Annotated in this window: 13 protein-coding genes and 1 tRNA gene; 8 read left to right on the top strand and 6 right to left on the bottom strand. The window is 60.5% G+C overall.

Translation table 11 applies throughout. From position 1 onward, the window contains the following. Nucleotides 1-197 precede the first annotated feature (197 nt). Together nadD and DESLA_RS0107960 are read right to left on the bottom strand one after the other, a co-directional pair. The gene (gene nadD / locus DESLA_RS19425) at nt 198-956 is read right to left on the bottom strand and encodes a nicotinate (nicotinamide) nucleotide adenylyltransferase (RefSeq protein ID WP_051434498.1); all 759 of its coding nucleotides are present in this window, start codon (nt 954-956) and stop codon (nt 198-200) included. 178 nt (nt 957-1,134) lie between these two features. After that, nucleotides 1,135-2,406, bottom strand: coding sequence for a glutamate-5-semialdehyde dehydrogenase (locus tag DESLA_RS0107960; RefSeq protein ID WP_035262745.1), 1,272 nt, complete (start codon nt 2,404-2,406; stop codon nt 1,135-1,137). Nucleotides 2,407-2,505: 99 nt separating this feature from the next. On the opposite strand from DESLA_RS0107960, the gene DESLA_RS0107965 reads away from it, so the two are divergent. Then, nucleotides 2,506-2,955, top strand: coding sequence for a pyridoxamine 5'-phosphate oxidase family protein (locus DESLA_RS0107965; RefSeq protein ID WP_028572041.1), 450 nt, complete (start codon nt 2,506-2,508; stop codon nt 2,953-2,955). Between the two features lie 149 nt (nt 2,956-3,104). Then, nucleotides 3,105-4,694, top strand: a complete 1,590-nt coding sequence (locus DESLA_RS19430) for a methyl-accepting chemotaxis protein (protein ID WP_035261555.1) — start codon at nt 3,105-3,107, stop codon at nt 4,692-4,694. A 118-nt stretch (nt 4,695-4,812) separates the two neighbouring features. Here DESLA_RS19430 and acs read toward each other — a convergent pair whose 3' ends face one another. The 4 genes from acs to DESLA_RS0107990 all read right to left on the bottom strand — a co-directional run bounded on the left by acs (nt 4,813) and on the right by DESLA_RS0107990 (nt 9,422). Next, the gene (acs, locus tag DESLA_RS0107975) at nt 4,813-6,729 is read right to left on the bottom strand and encodes an acetate--CoA ligase (protein ID WP_028572042.1); all 1,917 of its coding nucleotides are present in this window, start codon (nt 6,727-6,729) and stop codon (nt 4,813-4,815) included. A 190-nt stretch (nt 6,730-6,919) separates the two neighbouring features. Next, nucleotides 6,920-7,783 (bottom strand): LytR/AlgR family response regulator transcription factor, encoded by an 864-nt coding sequence (locus tag DESLA_RS0107980; RefSeq protein WP_028572043.1) that lies wholly within the window; start codon nt 7,781-7,783, stop codon nt 6,920-6,922. A gap of 51 nt (nt 7,784-7,834) precedes the next feature. Continuing rightward, the gene (mobA, locus tag DESLA_RS0107985; RefSeq protein ID WP_028572044.1) at nt 7,835-8,461 is read right to left on the bottom strand and encodes a molybdenum cofactor guanylyltransferase; all 627 of its coding nucleotides are present in this window, start codon (nt 8,459-8,461) and stop codon (nt 7,835-7,837) included. A gap of 67 nt (nt 8,462-8,528) precedes the next feature. Continuing rightward, nucleotides 8,529-9,422 (bottom strand): formate dehydrogenase accessory protein FdhE, encoded by an 894-nt coding sequence (locus DESLA_RS0107990; protein ID WP_028572045.1) that lies wholly within the window; start codon nt 9,420-9,422, stop codon nt 8,529-8,531. Between the two features lie 328 nt (nt 9,423-9,750). Between DESLA_RS0107990 and DESLA_RS0107995 the strand changes: the two genes are divergently transcribed. The 6 genes from DESLA_RS0107995 to pheS all read left to right on the top strand — a co-directional run bounded on the left by DESLA_RS0107995 (nt 9,751) and on the right by pheS (nt 14,363). Then, nucleotides 9,751-9,825 (top strand) — tRNA-Val (locus DESLA_RS0107995). A gap of 174 nt (nt 9,826-9,999) precedes the next feature. Continuing rightward, nucleotides 10,000-11,937: a threonine--tRNA ligase gene (gene thrS, locus DESLA_RS0108000; protein ID WP_028572046.1), complete on the top strand. Its 1,938-nt coding sequence runs from the start codon at nt 10,000-10,002 to the stop codon at nt 11,935-11,937. Then, nucleotides 11,894-12,448, top strand: a complete 555-nt coding sequence (gene infC / locus DESLA_RS0108005) for a translation initiation factor IF-3 (protein ID WP_245590023.1) — start codon at nt 11,894-11,896, stop codon at nt 12,446-12,448. Before thrS ends, infC begins: the two co-directional genes overlap by 44 nt. Nucleotides 12,449-12,640: 192 nt before the next feature. Continuing rightward, nucleotides 12,641-12,841, top strand: a complete 201-nt coding sequence (gene rpmI / locus DESLA_RS0108010) for a 50S ribosomal protein L35 (protein WP_028572048.1) — start codon at nt 12,641-12,643, stop codon at nt 12,839-12,841. Between the two features lie 101 nt (nt 12,842-12,942). Further along, nucleotides 12,943-13,296, top strand: coding sequence for a 50S ribosomal protein L20 (gene rplT / locus DESLA_RS0108015; protein WP_028572049.1), 354 nt, complete (start codon nt 12,943-12,945; stop codon nt 13,294-13,296). A gap of 2 nt (nt 13,297-13,298) precedes the next feature. Continuing rightward, complete coding sequence (gene pheS / locus DESLA_RS0108020) at nt 13,299-14,363, top strand: phenylalanine--tRNA ligase subunit alpha (RefSeq protein WP_051434500.1); 1,065 nt, start codon at nt 13,299-13,301, stop codon at nt 14,361-14,363. Nucleotides 14,364-14,455 lie beyond the last annotated feature (92 nt).

Raw genomic sequence — 14,455 nt, forward strand, 5'->3', positions numbered from 1 at the left:
CGTCGACATCAGTGCAGCCTGCATCAACAGCCACTGTATCTTTTCTTGTCCGATACGCTGAATTTCACAAAAAACCAAGAGACAGGAAGGACAAAGAGCCGAGCAAGTCGGTGAAAGCGAACGTTCCACGCGGGATGAGTGCTTCCCGAAACACCACGGAGACATCTTAAAGGAGGAAGCGAAGCTTGAAGAAATGTTCATCGGCCATGGATGCAACCACCTTTCAGCGGGTCGGGCTTGGCGTGGTCGGCTTGGCCGACATCGCGCCAGGGCTCTTGCCTTGCCCAGTACCGCTCCACCAAATACCGCTTCCGGACCAATTCGGCCAGCACGGGGTCCGGCAGGAGAAACCGGAGATCCCGGCCCGCGCTCCAGTAGTCCCGGATCATGGTCGCGCTGATGTCCAGATAAGGGGGGCGGATCAACAGGATCGACCGTGCGTCCCCCTCCAGGGGCCACTCCCAGACCCGTCTCCAATCCCGCTCACGCAAAAGGGGTTCACCGCTTCGGGGCCAATGCTCGCGGACAAAGGTCCGCGTCGTTTTCAGGGCCATGTCCTGTCGGGCCACGGCCACGAAATGGGCCTTGTGGGTCAGGGCCAAACCGTCTTTCCAGGACGGCAGGGTCAGCAGATCCGGGACGCCGAGTAAAAAAAAGAGCCGGCTTCCGGGCATCGCCCGTGCCAGCTCTTCCAGCGTGTCTCCGGTGTACGACGGACCGGGCCGGCCGCCCTCGATCAGGGAGCAGTGCAAATCGGGAAGCCCATGAAGAGCCTTTTGCACCAGGCGACAACGCAGGCCAAAGGGCAACATATCCCGCTGTCCCTTGTGCGGCGGGATAGCGGCCGGAACCAGTTCCACCCGGTCCAGTCCAAGGATTTCCAGGGCTTCAATGGCCAGACGCAGATGGCCGTGATGCACGGGGTTGAAGCACCCACCGAAAACGCCGACCTTCATCTGCCGTCACTTCCATTTCACGTTCAGCATGACGCAAAAAGCCGCGGCGCACTCGGAGTCGAAATCGCTATCGTCATCCAACGACATACCTGTTTTTCTCGATTTCGATTTCGATTTCGAACCTGGCTCCAGCGCCGAGACTCGAAAATATCTTTTTGAAGGCAAAATGGAACGAAGTTCATTCCCGGACCTGCCCCTGACCAAGGCCGACGAACTTCACGCCGGTCAATTCCCGAACGCCCATGGGGCCGTAAGCGTGCAGTTTGGACGTGCTGATCCCGATTTCCGCGCCCAGGCCGAGCTGGCCGCCGTCGTTGAACCGGGTGGAGGCGTTCACCAGGACCAGGGAGGCGTCGGCCTCACGCAGAAAGCGCATGGCCCGGTCGTGGTCCCTGGTGAGGATGGCCTCGGTATGGTTGGAGCCGTAAAGGGCGATGTGCTCCAGGGCCCGGTCCATGTCCCGGACCACCCGCACGGCCAGGACCAGAGCCAGAAACTCCCGGCCCCAATCGCTCTCATCGGCCGGTTCGGCGTCGGCCTTGGATTGCAGCAGGGGCAGACTTTCCGGACAGGCCTTGAAGCGCACGTCCGCAGCCCCCAGCCGTTCCGCCACCTTGGGGAGAAACATTCGCGCCTCGTCCTGATGCACCAAGAGACATTCCAAGGCGTTGCACACCCCGCAGCGCTGCACCTTGGAGTTGAAGACGATCTCCAGGGCCTTGTCCAGATCCGCGCCCTGATCCACATAAATGTGGCACACACCTTTGTAATGCTTCAGCACGGGCATGGTGGCCTGGTCGGCCACGGCCCGGATCAGGGATTCGCCGCCGCGCGGGATGACCACGTCGATATACTCGTCCAGCTTCAGCAAATGCCCCACCGCCTCCCGGTCCGTGATCGGCACCAACTGGACCGCGGCCTCGGGCAGGCCGGCGGCGCGCAGCGCCTCGGTGATCAGACCGGCCAGGGCCTGGTTGGAATGAAACGCCTCGGAGCCGCCCCGCAGGATGGCCGCGTTACCGGCCTTGAGGGTCAGGATGGCGGCCTCGATGGTCACGTTGGGCCGGGATTCGTAGATCATCATCACCACGCCCAGGGGCACGCGCATCCGCCCGATGCGCAGCCCGTTGGGCCGCTGCCACATGGTCTCGATCTCGCCCACCGGATCGGCCTGGGCCATGACCTCCAGGCAGGCCTGGGCCATGGACTCCACGGTCGCCTCGGTCATCCGCAGCCGATCCACCCGGGCCGTGTCCAACCCGGCGGCCAGGGCCGCGTCCACGTCCCGCTGGTTGGCCTCCAGCACCTGCCCGGCCCGGTCCCGCAACAGCCGGGCCAGCTCCCGCAACATTTCGTCCTTGCGCCTGCCCTCGGCATTGGCCGTCAGCCTGGCCGCATCTCGGGCCCGCATCGCCAACCGGACCATCTTTTCTTGCAGTTCGTTCGCCATATCCCCTCCAACCTTGATGATGTCGGCCACCGGCTTGCCCGGCGCCGTCCTTCCTGATAGCCCTGCCTGACGCCCCCATACCGAACCGAGGAATCGCCCATGCACGACTCCATCCGCGAACTGATTCAGAGCCAGAACGCCTGCGTTCTGGCCACCTCCCGAAACAACGCGCCGCACGCCTCTCTGATGGGCTTCGTTCCATCCGAGGATTGCTCGACCTTTTTCCTGGCCACCTACCGCAACACCACCAAGTTCGCAAACATCCAGGCCAATCCGGAAGTCAGCCTGCTTCTGGACGACCGGGCTGCGCATCCCGTGCAGGACCGCCGAGAAACCAAGGCCCTGACCGTACATGGCCGGGCCGAAATACTCAAAGATCTGGAACAATGCCGCACCGTCGCGGACATCCTTCGCCGACGCCTGCCGCACCTGCAAGACTTTCTGAACGGCCCGGACATCGCCTTCATCGCCGTCCAGGCCGTGGATTTCCTGCTCCTGCAAGGACCCACCGAGGCGATCTTCGAGACCGCCGATCCCTCCGACCCATAGATCGACGCCCCCAACTCCTCGCGGGCTTTACATTCTTTTTGAAAACTGGTTGAAATGTGGCGGAAAAGCAGGGAAGCGCGCTTCGCCCTCAACCTTGCGTTCACTTTGGCGATTTCCACTCACCCCAGACAGCCAAGGAGGCAGGTCTGATGGACACCTCAAAATTTGCCGTTCCAGCCATTGTGATCGGCATCCTGGTCATTGTCGGTGCCGTGTTCGCCACGTTTTTGAGCGGTGCGTCCGGACTCACCGGAGCCGTCACGACGGCCGCGGCCGGTCTTGTCGCCCTGCTCGTCGTGGGGACGCCGCTGATGCTCCAGAGCCGCGCGCTTGCCGAGGCGTCCGTGGTGTTGGGGAATCTCGCGGAAGGCAATTTCCAAAAAAATACCCTGGAATCCAGCCCTGGAGCCAAAAGCCTGCCCGGACTGTTCGCGGCCCTGGAGGCCGTGTCCCATGCCCTGAAGCACGAAAAAGGGCTGAGTAAAGGAATTATCGAAGGTCTGCCCACGCCGTTTCTGCTGGTGGACACCAAGGAGCGGGCCTTGTTTACGAACCAAGCCTGCCTGGACATGGTTCAGATCGACGGCCCGCCGAAAAAACAGCTTGGCCGGACTCTGGCGGAAATCTTCTATAACGACCCCTCACGCCAGACTGCCGTGGGCAAGGCCATCAAGACCGGCGAGGTCTTTCGCAATCTGGAGGTGAGCATTACCGGACACAAAGGCGGGGTGCGCCACGTTCTGGCCAATGTTTGCCCCCTGTACGATCTGGACGGCGTGTGCATCGGCGGCTTCTGCCTCTACGTGGACATGACGGCCCTGAAAACCAAGGAAGCTGAAATCTGCGAGCAAAACGAGATCATCTCCAAAGCGGCATCACAGGCCACCCAGGTCTCCAACTCCATGGCCTCGGCCGCCGAAGAGTTGGCGGCCCAGGTGGAGCAGGCCAGCCGGGGCGCGGAGCAGCAGCGGGACCGAACCGGCGAAACAGCCACGGCCATGGAGGAAATGAACGCCACGGTCCTGGAGGTGGCCAGAAACGCCTCCCAGGCCGCCGAAGCTTCGGACCTGTCTCGGACCAAGGCCCTGGAGGGCGCGAAAGTGGTGGGCGAATCCGTGGCGGCCATCAACAAGGTCCAGCAACAATCCGAGGAGCTGAAGGCCAACCTCGGTCGGCTGGGGCACCAAGCGGACCAGATCGGGCGGATCATGACCGTGATCGAGGACATCGCGGACCAGACCAACCTCCTGGCCCTGAACGCGGCCATCGAGGCGGCCCGGGCCGGAGACGCGGGACGCGGATTCGCCGTGGTGGCCGACGAGGTGCGCAAGCTGGCCGAGAAGACCATGAACGCCACCAAGGAGGTCGGACAGGCCATCTCGGACATTCAGCAGGGAACCAGAACCAATATCGAAGGCATGGACAAGGCCGCCGAGGCGGTTGCCGAAGCCACGGCCCGGGCCAACACCTCCGGCGCGACCCTCCAGGAAATCCTGGCCCTGGCCGAACAGGCCGCGGACCAGGTTCGCTCCATCGCCACGGCCGCGGAACAGCAGTCCGCCACCAGCGAGGAAATCAACCGCGGAGTGGAGGACATCAACCGCATCTCCGCGGAAACCAGCGAAGTCATGAACCAGTCCGCCCAGGCCGTCTCCGAACTGGCCCGGATGGCCGCCCAGTTGAACACCATCATCGACGGCATGCGGGCCCAGGCCAAAGACGAGTGTCCGGCGGAGTGATAATTGCCTGCCCCTCCCGTTCCATCACGCCAAAAAGGCCGGTGCGATCATCGCACCGGCCTTTTTGGCGTGATGGCGTAGGCAGAGGCACGGCGTGCCGTGCCTCCTAACGTCCCTGCTAGTCTTCCAACGTGGAGGTATCCCCCACTTCCTGGCCGAGTTCCTCGGCTTTGAGCACCCGGCGCATGATCTTCCCGCTGCGGGTCTTGGGCAATTTTTCCCGGAACTCGATGGTCTTGACGATGGCCACGGGGCCGAGTTCGTTGCGGATGTGGACCTTGAGTTCCTTGACCAGGTCGTCGGACGGCTCGAAGCCTTCGGTCAGGGTGACAAAGGCCTTGGCCACCTCGCCCTTGATCTTGTCCGGAATGCCGATGGCCGCGGCCTCGGCCACCGCCTTGTGGGCCACCAACGCGCTTTCCAACTCCGCGGAACCCAGGCGGTGTCCGGCGATGTTCATCACGTCGTCCGAGCGGCCCTGGATCCAGATGTATCCGTCCTCGTCCTTGCGGGCCATGTCCCCGGCCAGATACACGCCGGGGATTTTCTCCCAGTAGGTCTGCTTGTAACGCTCCGGGTCCTTGTACAGGGTCCGGACCATGGACGGCCAAGGCTTGCGGATGATCAACAGCCCGCCCTTGCCCGGAGGCACGGGGTTGCCCTTCTCGTCCACCACGTCCGCGTCGATGGCCGGCAGCGGCTTGGTGCAGGAACCCGGCTTGAGCACGCTTACCGGAAGCGGGCTGATCATGATCGAGCCGGTCTCGGTCTGCCACCAGGTGTCCACCAGGGGGCACTCGGAGCGGCCGATGTTCTTGTACAACCAGACCCAGGCCTCGGGGTTGATGGGTTCGCCCACCGAGCCGAGGATACGCAGCGAGGACAGATCGTGCTTCTTGGGATACTGGGTGCCGAAGCGCATCAGCATCCGAACCAGGGTCGGCGCGGTATAGAGGATGGTCACGCCGTACTTGGCGATCAGGTCCCAGACCCGGTCGGCCTGGGGATACAGCGGGTGTCCTTCGAAGATGACCGAGGTGGTCCCGGCGATGAGCGGACCGTAGACCACGTAGCTGTGTCCGGTGATCCAGCCGGCGTCCGCGGTGCACCAAAAGATGTCCGTGGGCTTGATGTCGAAGACCCAATTCAGGGTGCGGTTGATGCCCACCTGGTAGCCGCCATGCGTATGCACGATCCCTTTGGGCTTGCCCGTGGTCCCGGAGCTGTAGAGCAAAAAGAGCATGTCCTCGGAGTCCATGGATTCCGTGGGAGATTCCGAACTCTCGGCACGGACCAGTTCTTCGTACCAAAGGTCACGGGCTTCCTGCATTTCCACCTGAACATTGGCCCGGTGCACGACCACCACCGTCTCCACGCTGTCGCAATTGGGTCCCATCAAGGACTCGTCGACAATGGACTTGAGGTGCACGGCCCGACCGTTACGGTAGAAGCCATCCGCGGTGACGATGACCTTGGGCTGGGCGTCCTCGATCCGGTCGCGCATGGCCTTGGCCGAAAACCCGGCGAAGACCATGCTGTGGATGGCCCCGACCTTGGCCGTGGCCAGCATGGCGATCACGGTTTCCGGCAAAGGCGGCATGTACAGGAGAACCCGGTCGCCCTTCTGGACGCCCAAGGAGCGCAAAGCGTTGGCGAACTTGTTTACCGCCCTGTACAATTCGAAATAGGTCATCTTCCGGGAATCGCCGGCCTCGCCTTCCCAGATAATGGCCAGCTTGTTCTTGTTGCCCGTCTTGATGTGCCGGTCCAGGGCGTTGTGCACGATGTTGCACTTGGCTCCGGTAAACCATTTGTAGAACGGGGCGTCGCTGTCATCCAGAACCTTGTCCCACTTCCGGAACCACTCCAACTCCTTGGCGGCCTCTTCCCAATAAGCCAAAGGATCGTCCACGGCCTGTCTGCGGGCGTTTTCCAGGGTTTGGGGGTTGGCATTGGCCTCAATGACCATCTGCGGCAAAGGCCGAAAGACGCGATCCTCGTGAAGCAAGGTTTCCAGAGCGCCGTCTTGTGACATGATGTCTCCTCCTTGGCGGTGAGCTTATGAACGTCGTGACATGACGTGCGCATGGCGCACGGACCGATAACGAACCATCCCATTGTGGTTCCCGGTACGGCTGCATCCAGAACACGTACCAGCCGGAAAACCGCATTGATTATCGGCGAAAGGGAAGGGGGAAAGGGTAAACGGCAAGGCCGCCGCGAACTCAGAGGCCGAGAATCTGCTTCAAATCCGCGATGCGGCGGCGGCTGACCGGCAGTTCAATGCGCTTTTTCCCCGTGGTCCGGAGCATGAAGTTGCTGCCCGGCAGGGAAGCGATTTCCGTAACCAATTCCAGGTTGACCAGAAACTTGCGATGCACCCGAAAGAAACGGTGCGACCGCAAACGGTCTTCCAGGTACTTTAAGCGGAACGAGGTCAGGTATTTGTCCTGATTGGTATGCACGAAACTATAGTCTTCGTAGGCCTCCACGAAGACGATCTGGCTGTAGGGCACCAGAATGACCCGGCCGTCCAGAGTGATGGGCAGCTTTTCGATCTCCACCGGACGGGCCTGGTTGTAGTCCCAGGCTTGACGCAGGGCCTTGAGGAAATTGTCTTCTTCTTCCTCGCCCATGGAAATCTGCAAGGTCTCTTCATCGCCCTCAAAATCCCTGGATTTTCTGGAATTGCCCTCGGGCTCGGCAATGTGCGCGTCAGCCGGGAGTCGGCGCAGTCGGGCCAACGTGCGCTTCAATCGCTCGTCGGTGCAGGGCCAGAGCAGGTAGTCCGTGGCCCCCAGTTCAAAAGCCTTGAAGGCGTGGGCTTCATCCGCGGCCAAAAAGACCATGGCCGGACGACGCTTGCGCTGCCCGAGAATCTGGGCCAGTTCAAGGCCGCTGACTCCGTCCGGCAGATCCAGTCCCAGAAAAAAGGCATGATAGCCGACCCCTTCCAACAATTCCATGGCCTCAAATGCGGAAACGGCCTCCCCCAGCACCTTCACCCCGTCCATCTCTCTCAGTTGCCGCCGCAGTTCATGACGCAACTGGGGATCGGGATGGATCAGCAGTACGCGGAGTTCACTCATGACATCACCGTAACTCGTTGATGTTTGATGGTTGACGGTTGAAATACCGCTTTAAACGGCCCCCTTTTCCCAAGAGCCGTTCGCCGTCGTCTCCAGATGGCGCAGCATGGAAAGGTCAGCGGGATGGTTGACGTTGAAAAACGGCGTAGCTTCGGACCGTGGGTAGGGAATATGGTGCCGCATCGGCTCGGTCAGAATCCGGTTGAGTTGATACAGCCCCTGGTCAAACGCCCGCTCCAACAGAGGCAGGGCCTCGGGTTCGTACATCGCGACCAGAGCCTCGATGTACCCGGTGTCTTCCTGCTGGAAGGTGGTCATCAAGGCCGTGTCCGGCTTCTCCCGCCACCCGGTCTTGAGGCGGCGCAACGTCCGATCATCCATCAGGGGCAGGTCGCAGGACAGCACCAAACATGGCCGACCAAGACGACTCAAGGCAGTGGCAATCCCTCCTCCCGGACCGCGCCCCGGCACGGCGTCGAGAAAGCTCGGTACATTCAGTCCGTGGTCTTCCGAAAGTCTTCCGACGACATGCACCATGTCGCAATGGCGCTTCAGCAGATCCACGGACCGGGACAGCAAACTGACCCCGGAAAAAACAATCCGCGCCTTGTCATGACCCAGTCGACTGCTCTTGCCGCCGGCCAGCACGACTCCGGCCGGCGATCCTCCCTGATTCATGTTCGTCACCCTCGCTTGCGGCCAGTGGATATGTCCGGATTGGTCGACGGCAGCCCGTAAATCAGGGCTAGAAACCGAATGCCGACAGGGTCGGCCGGGCATGGCCCCTGGCCTGGGCCAGCACGTCCATGGCCAAGGATTCCAGGTCGTCCAGCACCGGGACGGAAATCCTGTCCAACTGCCGAAAGTCGGCGGTTTTGACGTACATCCGGCACTGATCACAAAGATCGACCCGGAATCCGGGCAGGTCTTCAACGTCGAAGTAGTGCAGCTTTTGCGGGTCCCGCTCGCCGCAGTAAACACATCCGATCCGCGCGACGCGATACGCGGTTTGACAAAAACAACAGTGCATCTTCCGCAGCCCTTCGCGGGTTTCCAGGCTGGAAAGATACGGCAGGCTCCCACAAACCGGACAGTGGCCGTGCTCCCAAACACCGTTCAACGGGCGTGCTTCGACGATCCGGCGAGCCAAGCTTTTGATGAACGGCGTCAAAGCACTTTGAGCGAGAAAGAACAACAATTTCGGTGTTGTCGGAGTTTTTTCAGCCCAAATGGCGAAAAATTCCTGATCCTCATCCAAATATGCCCGAAACAGACGTTCGACACTGAGTTCCTCGGTCTCCAGGGCTTCCATCACCCGGTCCGCGCCGATCTCCAGCTCCGATCCCGCGGCCCGGACATCCTCCAGGATGGCCGTCAACAGGACCCGAGCCGGTTCCAGGTCCAGAGAAAAGGATGCTCGCGGCAACAAGCTGGCGCCCTGAACATGCCGCTCAGGAGCCGTCAAATCGGGTAATCCGGTCGAAGCATCGTCCTTGGACGTCTGCTCGACCATGGCCTGAAACTGTCTTCCGCCCACTGTTTCCAAAAGGTTCAGCATGGCCGTCGGGAAATTGCCTTTCGCGCGCAACGCGCCGATCTTTCGTGCAAAACGTTGTTCTTCCTTTGCCAAGTCAGTCATGATCAAGTTTTCCTCCTGGATAAAAACAACATCATAATTTCAAGGACGAATCAGGTGGTCTTCCCGATATGGACCCTAATATGGCCCCTATGGGCATGGGCTCCACCCGGAATCGTTTCACTTCCATCAAACAATCTTTTTCGAAGCCATAATTGAACAGCCAAGGACAATCAATCGATTAGCCAGAATTCCTCCAATGGCCGCTGCATGGAAATACGGACAAGAAAGATACATTTTTTTCCGGCAAAAGCTTGACTTTTTCCCGAACGAAAGGCAAAGACCCTTTTTGCCGCAAGCATCATCGCGAGCAGGAACCGCGAACAGGAACAGGCGCGTAGCTCAGGGGGAGAGCACTTGCTTGACACGCAAGGGGTCAGGAGTTCAAATCTCCTCGTGCCTACCATCACGCATCCACGCAGGGAGGCCCAGGCCTCCCTGCTTTATTTGAAGACCATTCGAAATCAGCGCGAAATTGCCGAAATGAGCTCGTCTCGACGTTTTTGAAAAAGATGTCAGCTCTGATGATTTCGGATGGTCGGGCTCCGGACGGTTCAGTTCCGGACAAGGAGTATCGGGAGTGTATATCGAAATAGGTGACCAGCAGTTGGAAATCGGCGAAGGCGAGAACTGCGGTCAAATTTTGTCCCGCGCGTTGAGCAAAAAGAAGTTAAAGACCGCCGTCGGATGCCGTTGCGCCGCGGGCCTGTTCGACGTTCACACTCCCGTCGATCCCGCCCAATGCACCAATCTTGAAGCAGTGGACATGTCCAGCCCCGAGGGCTTGACCATGATCCGCCACAGCGCCGCCCACATCATGGCCGAGGCGGTCCAGGGCCTGTTTCCCACGGCCAAGGTGACCATCGGCCCGGACATTGAAAACGGCTTCTACTACGATTTCGATTTCGAACGCCCCTTCACCCCCCAGGACTTGGAAGCCATCGAAGCCGAGATGGCCAAGAGCATCGCCCAAAATCAGCCCTTCCAACGCCGAAACATCTCCAAGCAAGACGCCCGGAATCTTTTCGAAAGCATGGGCGAGACCTATAAACTGGAAATTTTGGACGCCTTGGAAGACGGTACCGTTTCCTTGTACGAACACGGCGGCTTCACGGATCTTTGCCGAGGCCCGCACGTGCCGTCCACCGGATTCGTCAAGGCGGTCAAACTGACCTCCGTGGCCGGGGCCTACTGGCGCGGCGACGAATCCAAGCCCATGCTTCAGCGGATCTACGGCACGGCCTTCGCGTCGGAAAAGGACCTCCAGAAATACCTGCATCGTCTGGAAGAGGCCAAGAAGCGCGACCATCGCAAGCTGGGTGTTCAATTGGACCTGTTCAGCTTTTGCGAAGAGGCCGGACCGGGGATGCCCATTTTTCATCCCAAAGGAGCCATGCTGCGCTTCCTTTTGGAACATTTCGAACGTCGGGAGCACCTGCGCCGGGGCTACCAGTTGGTCCAGGGTCCGCAGATGCTGCGTCGCGAACTATGGGAGCGTTCCGGACACTACGACAACTACCGGGAAAACATGTACTTCACCGAGATCGACGAACAGGCCTACGGCGTCAAGCCCATGAATTGCCTGGCCCACATGTTGATCTACAAGTCCCAGGTTCGCAGCTACCGGGATCTGCCGCTGCGTTTTTTCGAGCTGGGCACGGTCCAGCGCCATGAAAAGTCCGGCGTGCTTCACGGTCTGCTTCGGGTCCGCCAGTTTACCCAGGACGACGCCCATATCCTCTGCCGCCCGGATCAACTTCAAGATGAAATCATCGCCATCCTGCACCTTGTCCAGGACGTGATGGCGCTTTTCGGGTTCGAATACGAAGTGGCCCTGAGCACCCGCCCGGAGAAGTCCATCGGCTCGGACGCGGACTGGGAGCGGGCCACAGCCGCCCTGACCAACGCTCTGGAAACCCTGGGGCTGAAATATGCCGTCAACCCCGGCGACGGCGCCTTTTACGGACCGAAGATTGACATCAAGCTCAAGGATGCCCTAGATCGCCGCTGGCAATGTTCGACGATTCAGTGCGACTTCACCCTGCCGGAGCGCTTCGACCTTTACTACACCGGTCAAGACGGCAATCGCCATCGGCCGGTCATGCTCCACCGGGTGATCCTGGGGGCCCTGGAACGGTTTCTGGGGATTCTCGTGGAGCACTACGCCGGAGCGTTTCCGGTCTGGTTGGCCCCGGTTCAGGCCCGGATTCTCACGGTCACGGACGCCCAGAACCCTTGGGCCGAAGAGTGCGTCCGGCGGTTGCAAGCCGAAGGATTCCGGGTGGAAACGGATTTGCGCAATGAAAAACTGGGCTACAAGGTCCGCGAAGCCCAGATGCAAAAAATCCCGTTCATGCTCGTGATCGGCGAACGGGAGGCCCAGTCCCAGGCCGTAAACGTCCGCACCAGGACCGGCGAGAATCGCGGCGAGCAGTCCCTGGATCAGATCGCGGCCATGATCAGGGACGAGTCCAGTGAACCTTTCAAACGCGGAGGAATGCCCTATTACCTCGGTTAAACGTACCCGCTGCAACAAGCAGATCCGGGCTCAAGAAGTTCGAGTCATCGGGGAGGACGGCAAGCAGGTTGGAATTCTGCCTCTGGCCGAGGCTCTCCAGTACGCGGAAAGTCAGGGAGTTGACTTGGTGGAGGTTTCTCCGGAAGCGAATCCTCCGGTCTGCCGGGTCATGGACTTCGGAAAGTACAAGTACGAGCTGCAAAAAAAGCAGCAGGAAGGCCGAAAGAAGCAGACCCTGATCCAACTCAAGGAAATCAAATTCCGCCCCAAGACGGACGATCACGACTTTGAAACCAAGCTCAAGCACATCCGCCGCTTCCTGGAAGCCGGCGACAAGTGCAAGGTGACCGTGGCCTTTCGGGGGCGGGAAATGATGCACCGCGACCGAGGTGAAATGGTGCTGAGGCGGGTCCTGGAAGAGTTGGGCGAAGACGCCAAGATCGACCAGCAGCCGTCCATGGAAGGACGCACCATGAACATGGTGCTCAGCGCCGTGGAAAAGAAAAAATAGGGCGGAGCCTGGGACGTCCCCGGCAGACGAGTCGGTCAATCGAACCAACGAGATGAACCGTTGCGAGCGGATATCCCCGCCGTGGCCCGGATTGCCTAAGCCGCCGGGTCCTCGAAATAATCCGGAACGCCGTGGAAAGCCACGGACGACGATACATATTTGTCCATTCAGTCCGTAAGGAGAAGAACTACCATGCCGAAGATGAAGACACGAAAAAGCGCCGCCAAGCGGTTCAAGTTGACCGGCTCCGGGAAAATCAAGCGCCGCAAGGCCTTCATGAGCCATATTTTGACCAAGAAAAGCCCGAAACGGAAACGGCAGTTGGGCAAGGACACCATCCTCGCACCGGCCAATGTGAAGTCCGTGCGCAAGATGATCCCTTTTGCGAAATAGGGTTTGGATTTATCAATGATTCTTCGGCCCGTGGTTGAGAATTTCAAACACGGGCCTAAACACGGTTTTGATTGCCTTTCACCAACGAGGAGGTTGAGTCCATGCGTGTAAAACGCGGCTTGGCGGCCCACCGCCGGCATAAGAAATATTTGGATATGGCCAAGGGCTATCGCGGCGCCCGAAGCAGACTGTACCGCACCGCTCGCGTCACGGTGGAGCGCGCCCTGGCGTACGCCTACCGCGACCGCAAGGTTCGCAAGCGTGAATTTCGCGCCCTGTGGATCGTGCGCATCAACGCCGCGGCCCGGGTCCACGGTCTGTCCTACAGTAAATTCATGCACGGCCTGTCCCAGGCCGGCATCGAACTGAACCGCAAGGTCCTGGCCGACCTGGCTGTTCGGGAAAAGGAACACTTCGGCAAGTTGGCCGAAATGGCCAAAGCCAAGCTGGTCTGATCATGACCGATTCGAACCCGGAACGCTCCAGCGGCTTGGCCGAGCAGTTGGACGAACTGGCCCAGGCCCTGGAACAGGGCCTGGGTTCAGCCGACACCGCCGCTGAAGTCGAATCCATCCGCGTGGCCTACCTGGGCCGCAAGGGGCGCTTGGCCGGGTTGATGTCCGGCTTGGCCAAGACGCCTCCGGATCAGCGTCCTGCCCTTGGCCAGAAGGCCAATCAGGTCAAGGCCCTGCTCCAGGAACGGATGGAAGCCCGCCTGCGGGAGTTGGAACGGCGCAAGGAGCACGAGCTTCTGGCCCGCTTCGATCCGTCGCTGCCCGGGCGCTCCCACTGGCTGGGCAGCCTCCACCCGGTGACCCTGGTTACCGAGGAAATCTGCCGAGCCTTCGTTTCGCTGGGGTTTGAGGTGGTGGAAGGCCCGGAGTTGGAAACGGACTTCTACAACTTCGAGGCCCTGAACCTGCCCCCGGACCACCCGGCCCGGGACATGCAGGATACGTTCTATATCGGTGAAAACACCCTGCTGCGGACCCATACCTCGCCCTTGCAGGTGCGCACCATGCAGCGCAAGACCCCGCCCGTGGCAGCCATCGCGCCGGGCAAGGTCTACCGTCGGGACTCCGACCTGACGCACACCCCGATGTTCCACCAAATCGAAGGCTTTCTCGTGGATAAGGACGTAAGCATGGCCGACCTGCGCGGCACCTTGACCGCCTTTGTCCATCAAATCTTCGGTCCGGACACCGTGGTCCGCTTCCGCCCCAGCTTCTTTCCCTTCACCGAACCCAGCGCGGAAGTGGACATTTCCTGCATGCTCTGCGGCGGCCGGGGCGTCTGCGCCGGGAAGACCTGCCGGGTCTGTAAGCAGACCGGTTGGCTGGAAATCCTGGGCTGCGGCATGATCGATCCGGCGGTCTTCACGGCAGTGGAGTACGATCCGGAAGTGTACGCCGGCTTCGCCTTCGGACTGGGCGTGGAGCGAGTGGCCATGCTCAAATACGGCATCGGCGACCTGCGCATGTTCTTCGAAAACGACGTCCGGTTCGTCTCCCAATTCGGCTGATCCGGCCAGTCTTCAGGGGCGTGAAGAACCGACCGCATCTTCTTTGCCCGGAAATCACCCTTCCGCCCAAGGATCAGTTCACGCGACCTTCT

It is taken from the genome of Desulfonatronum lacustre DSM 10312 (assembly GCF_000519265.1).
GTDB classification, from domain to species: Bacteria; Desulfobacterota; Desulfovibrionia; order Desulfovibrionales; family Desulfonatronaceae; genus Desulfonatronum; species Desulfonatronum lacustre.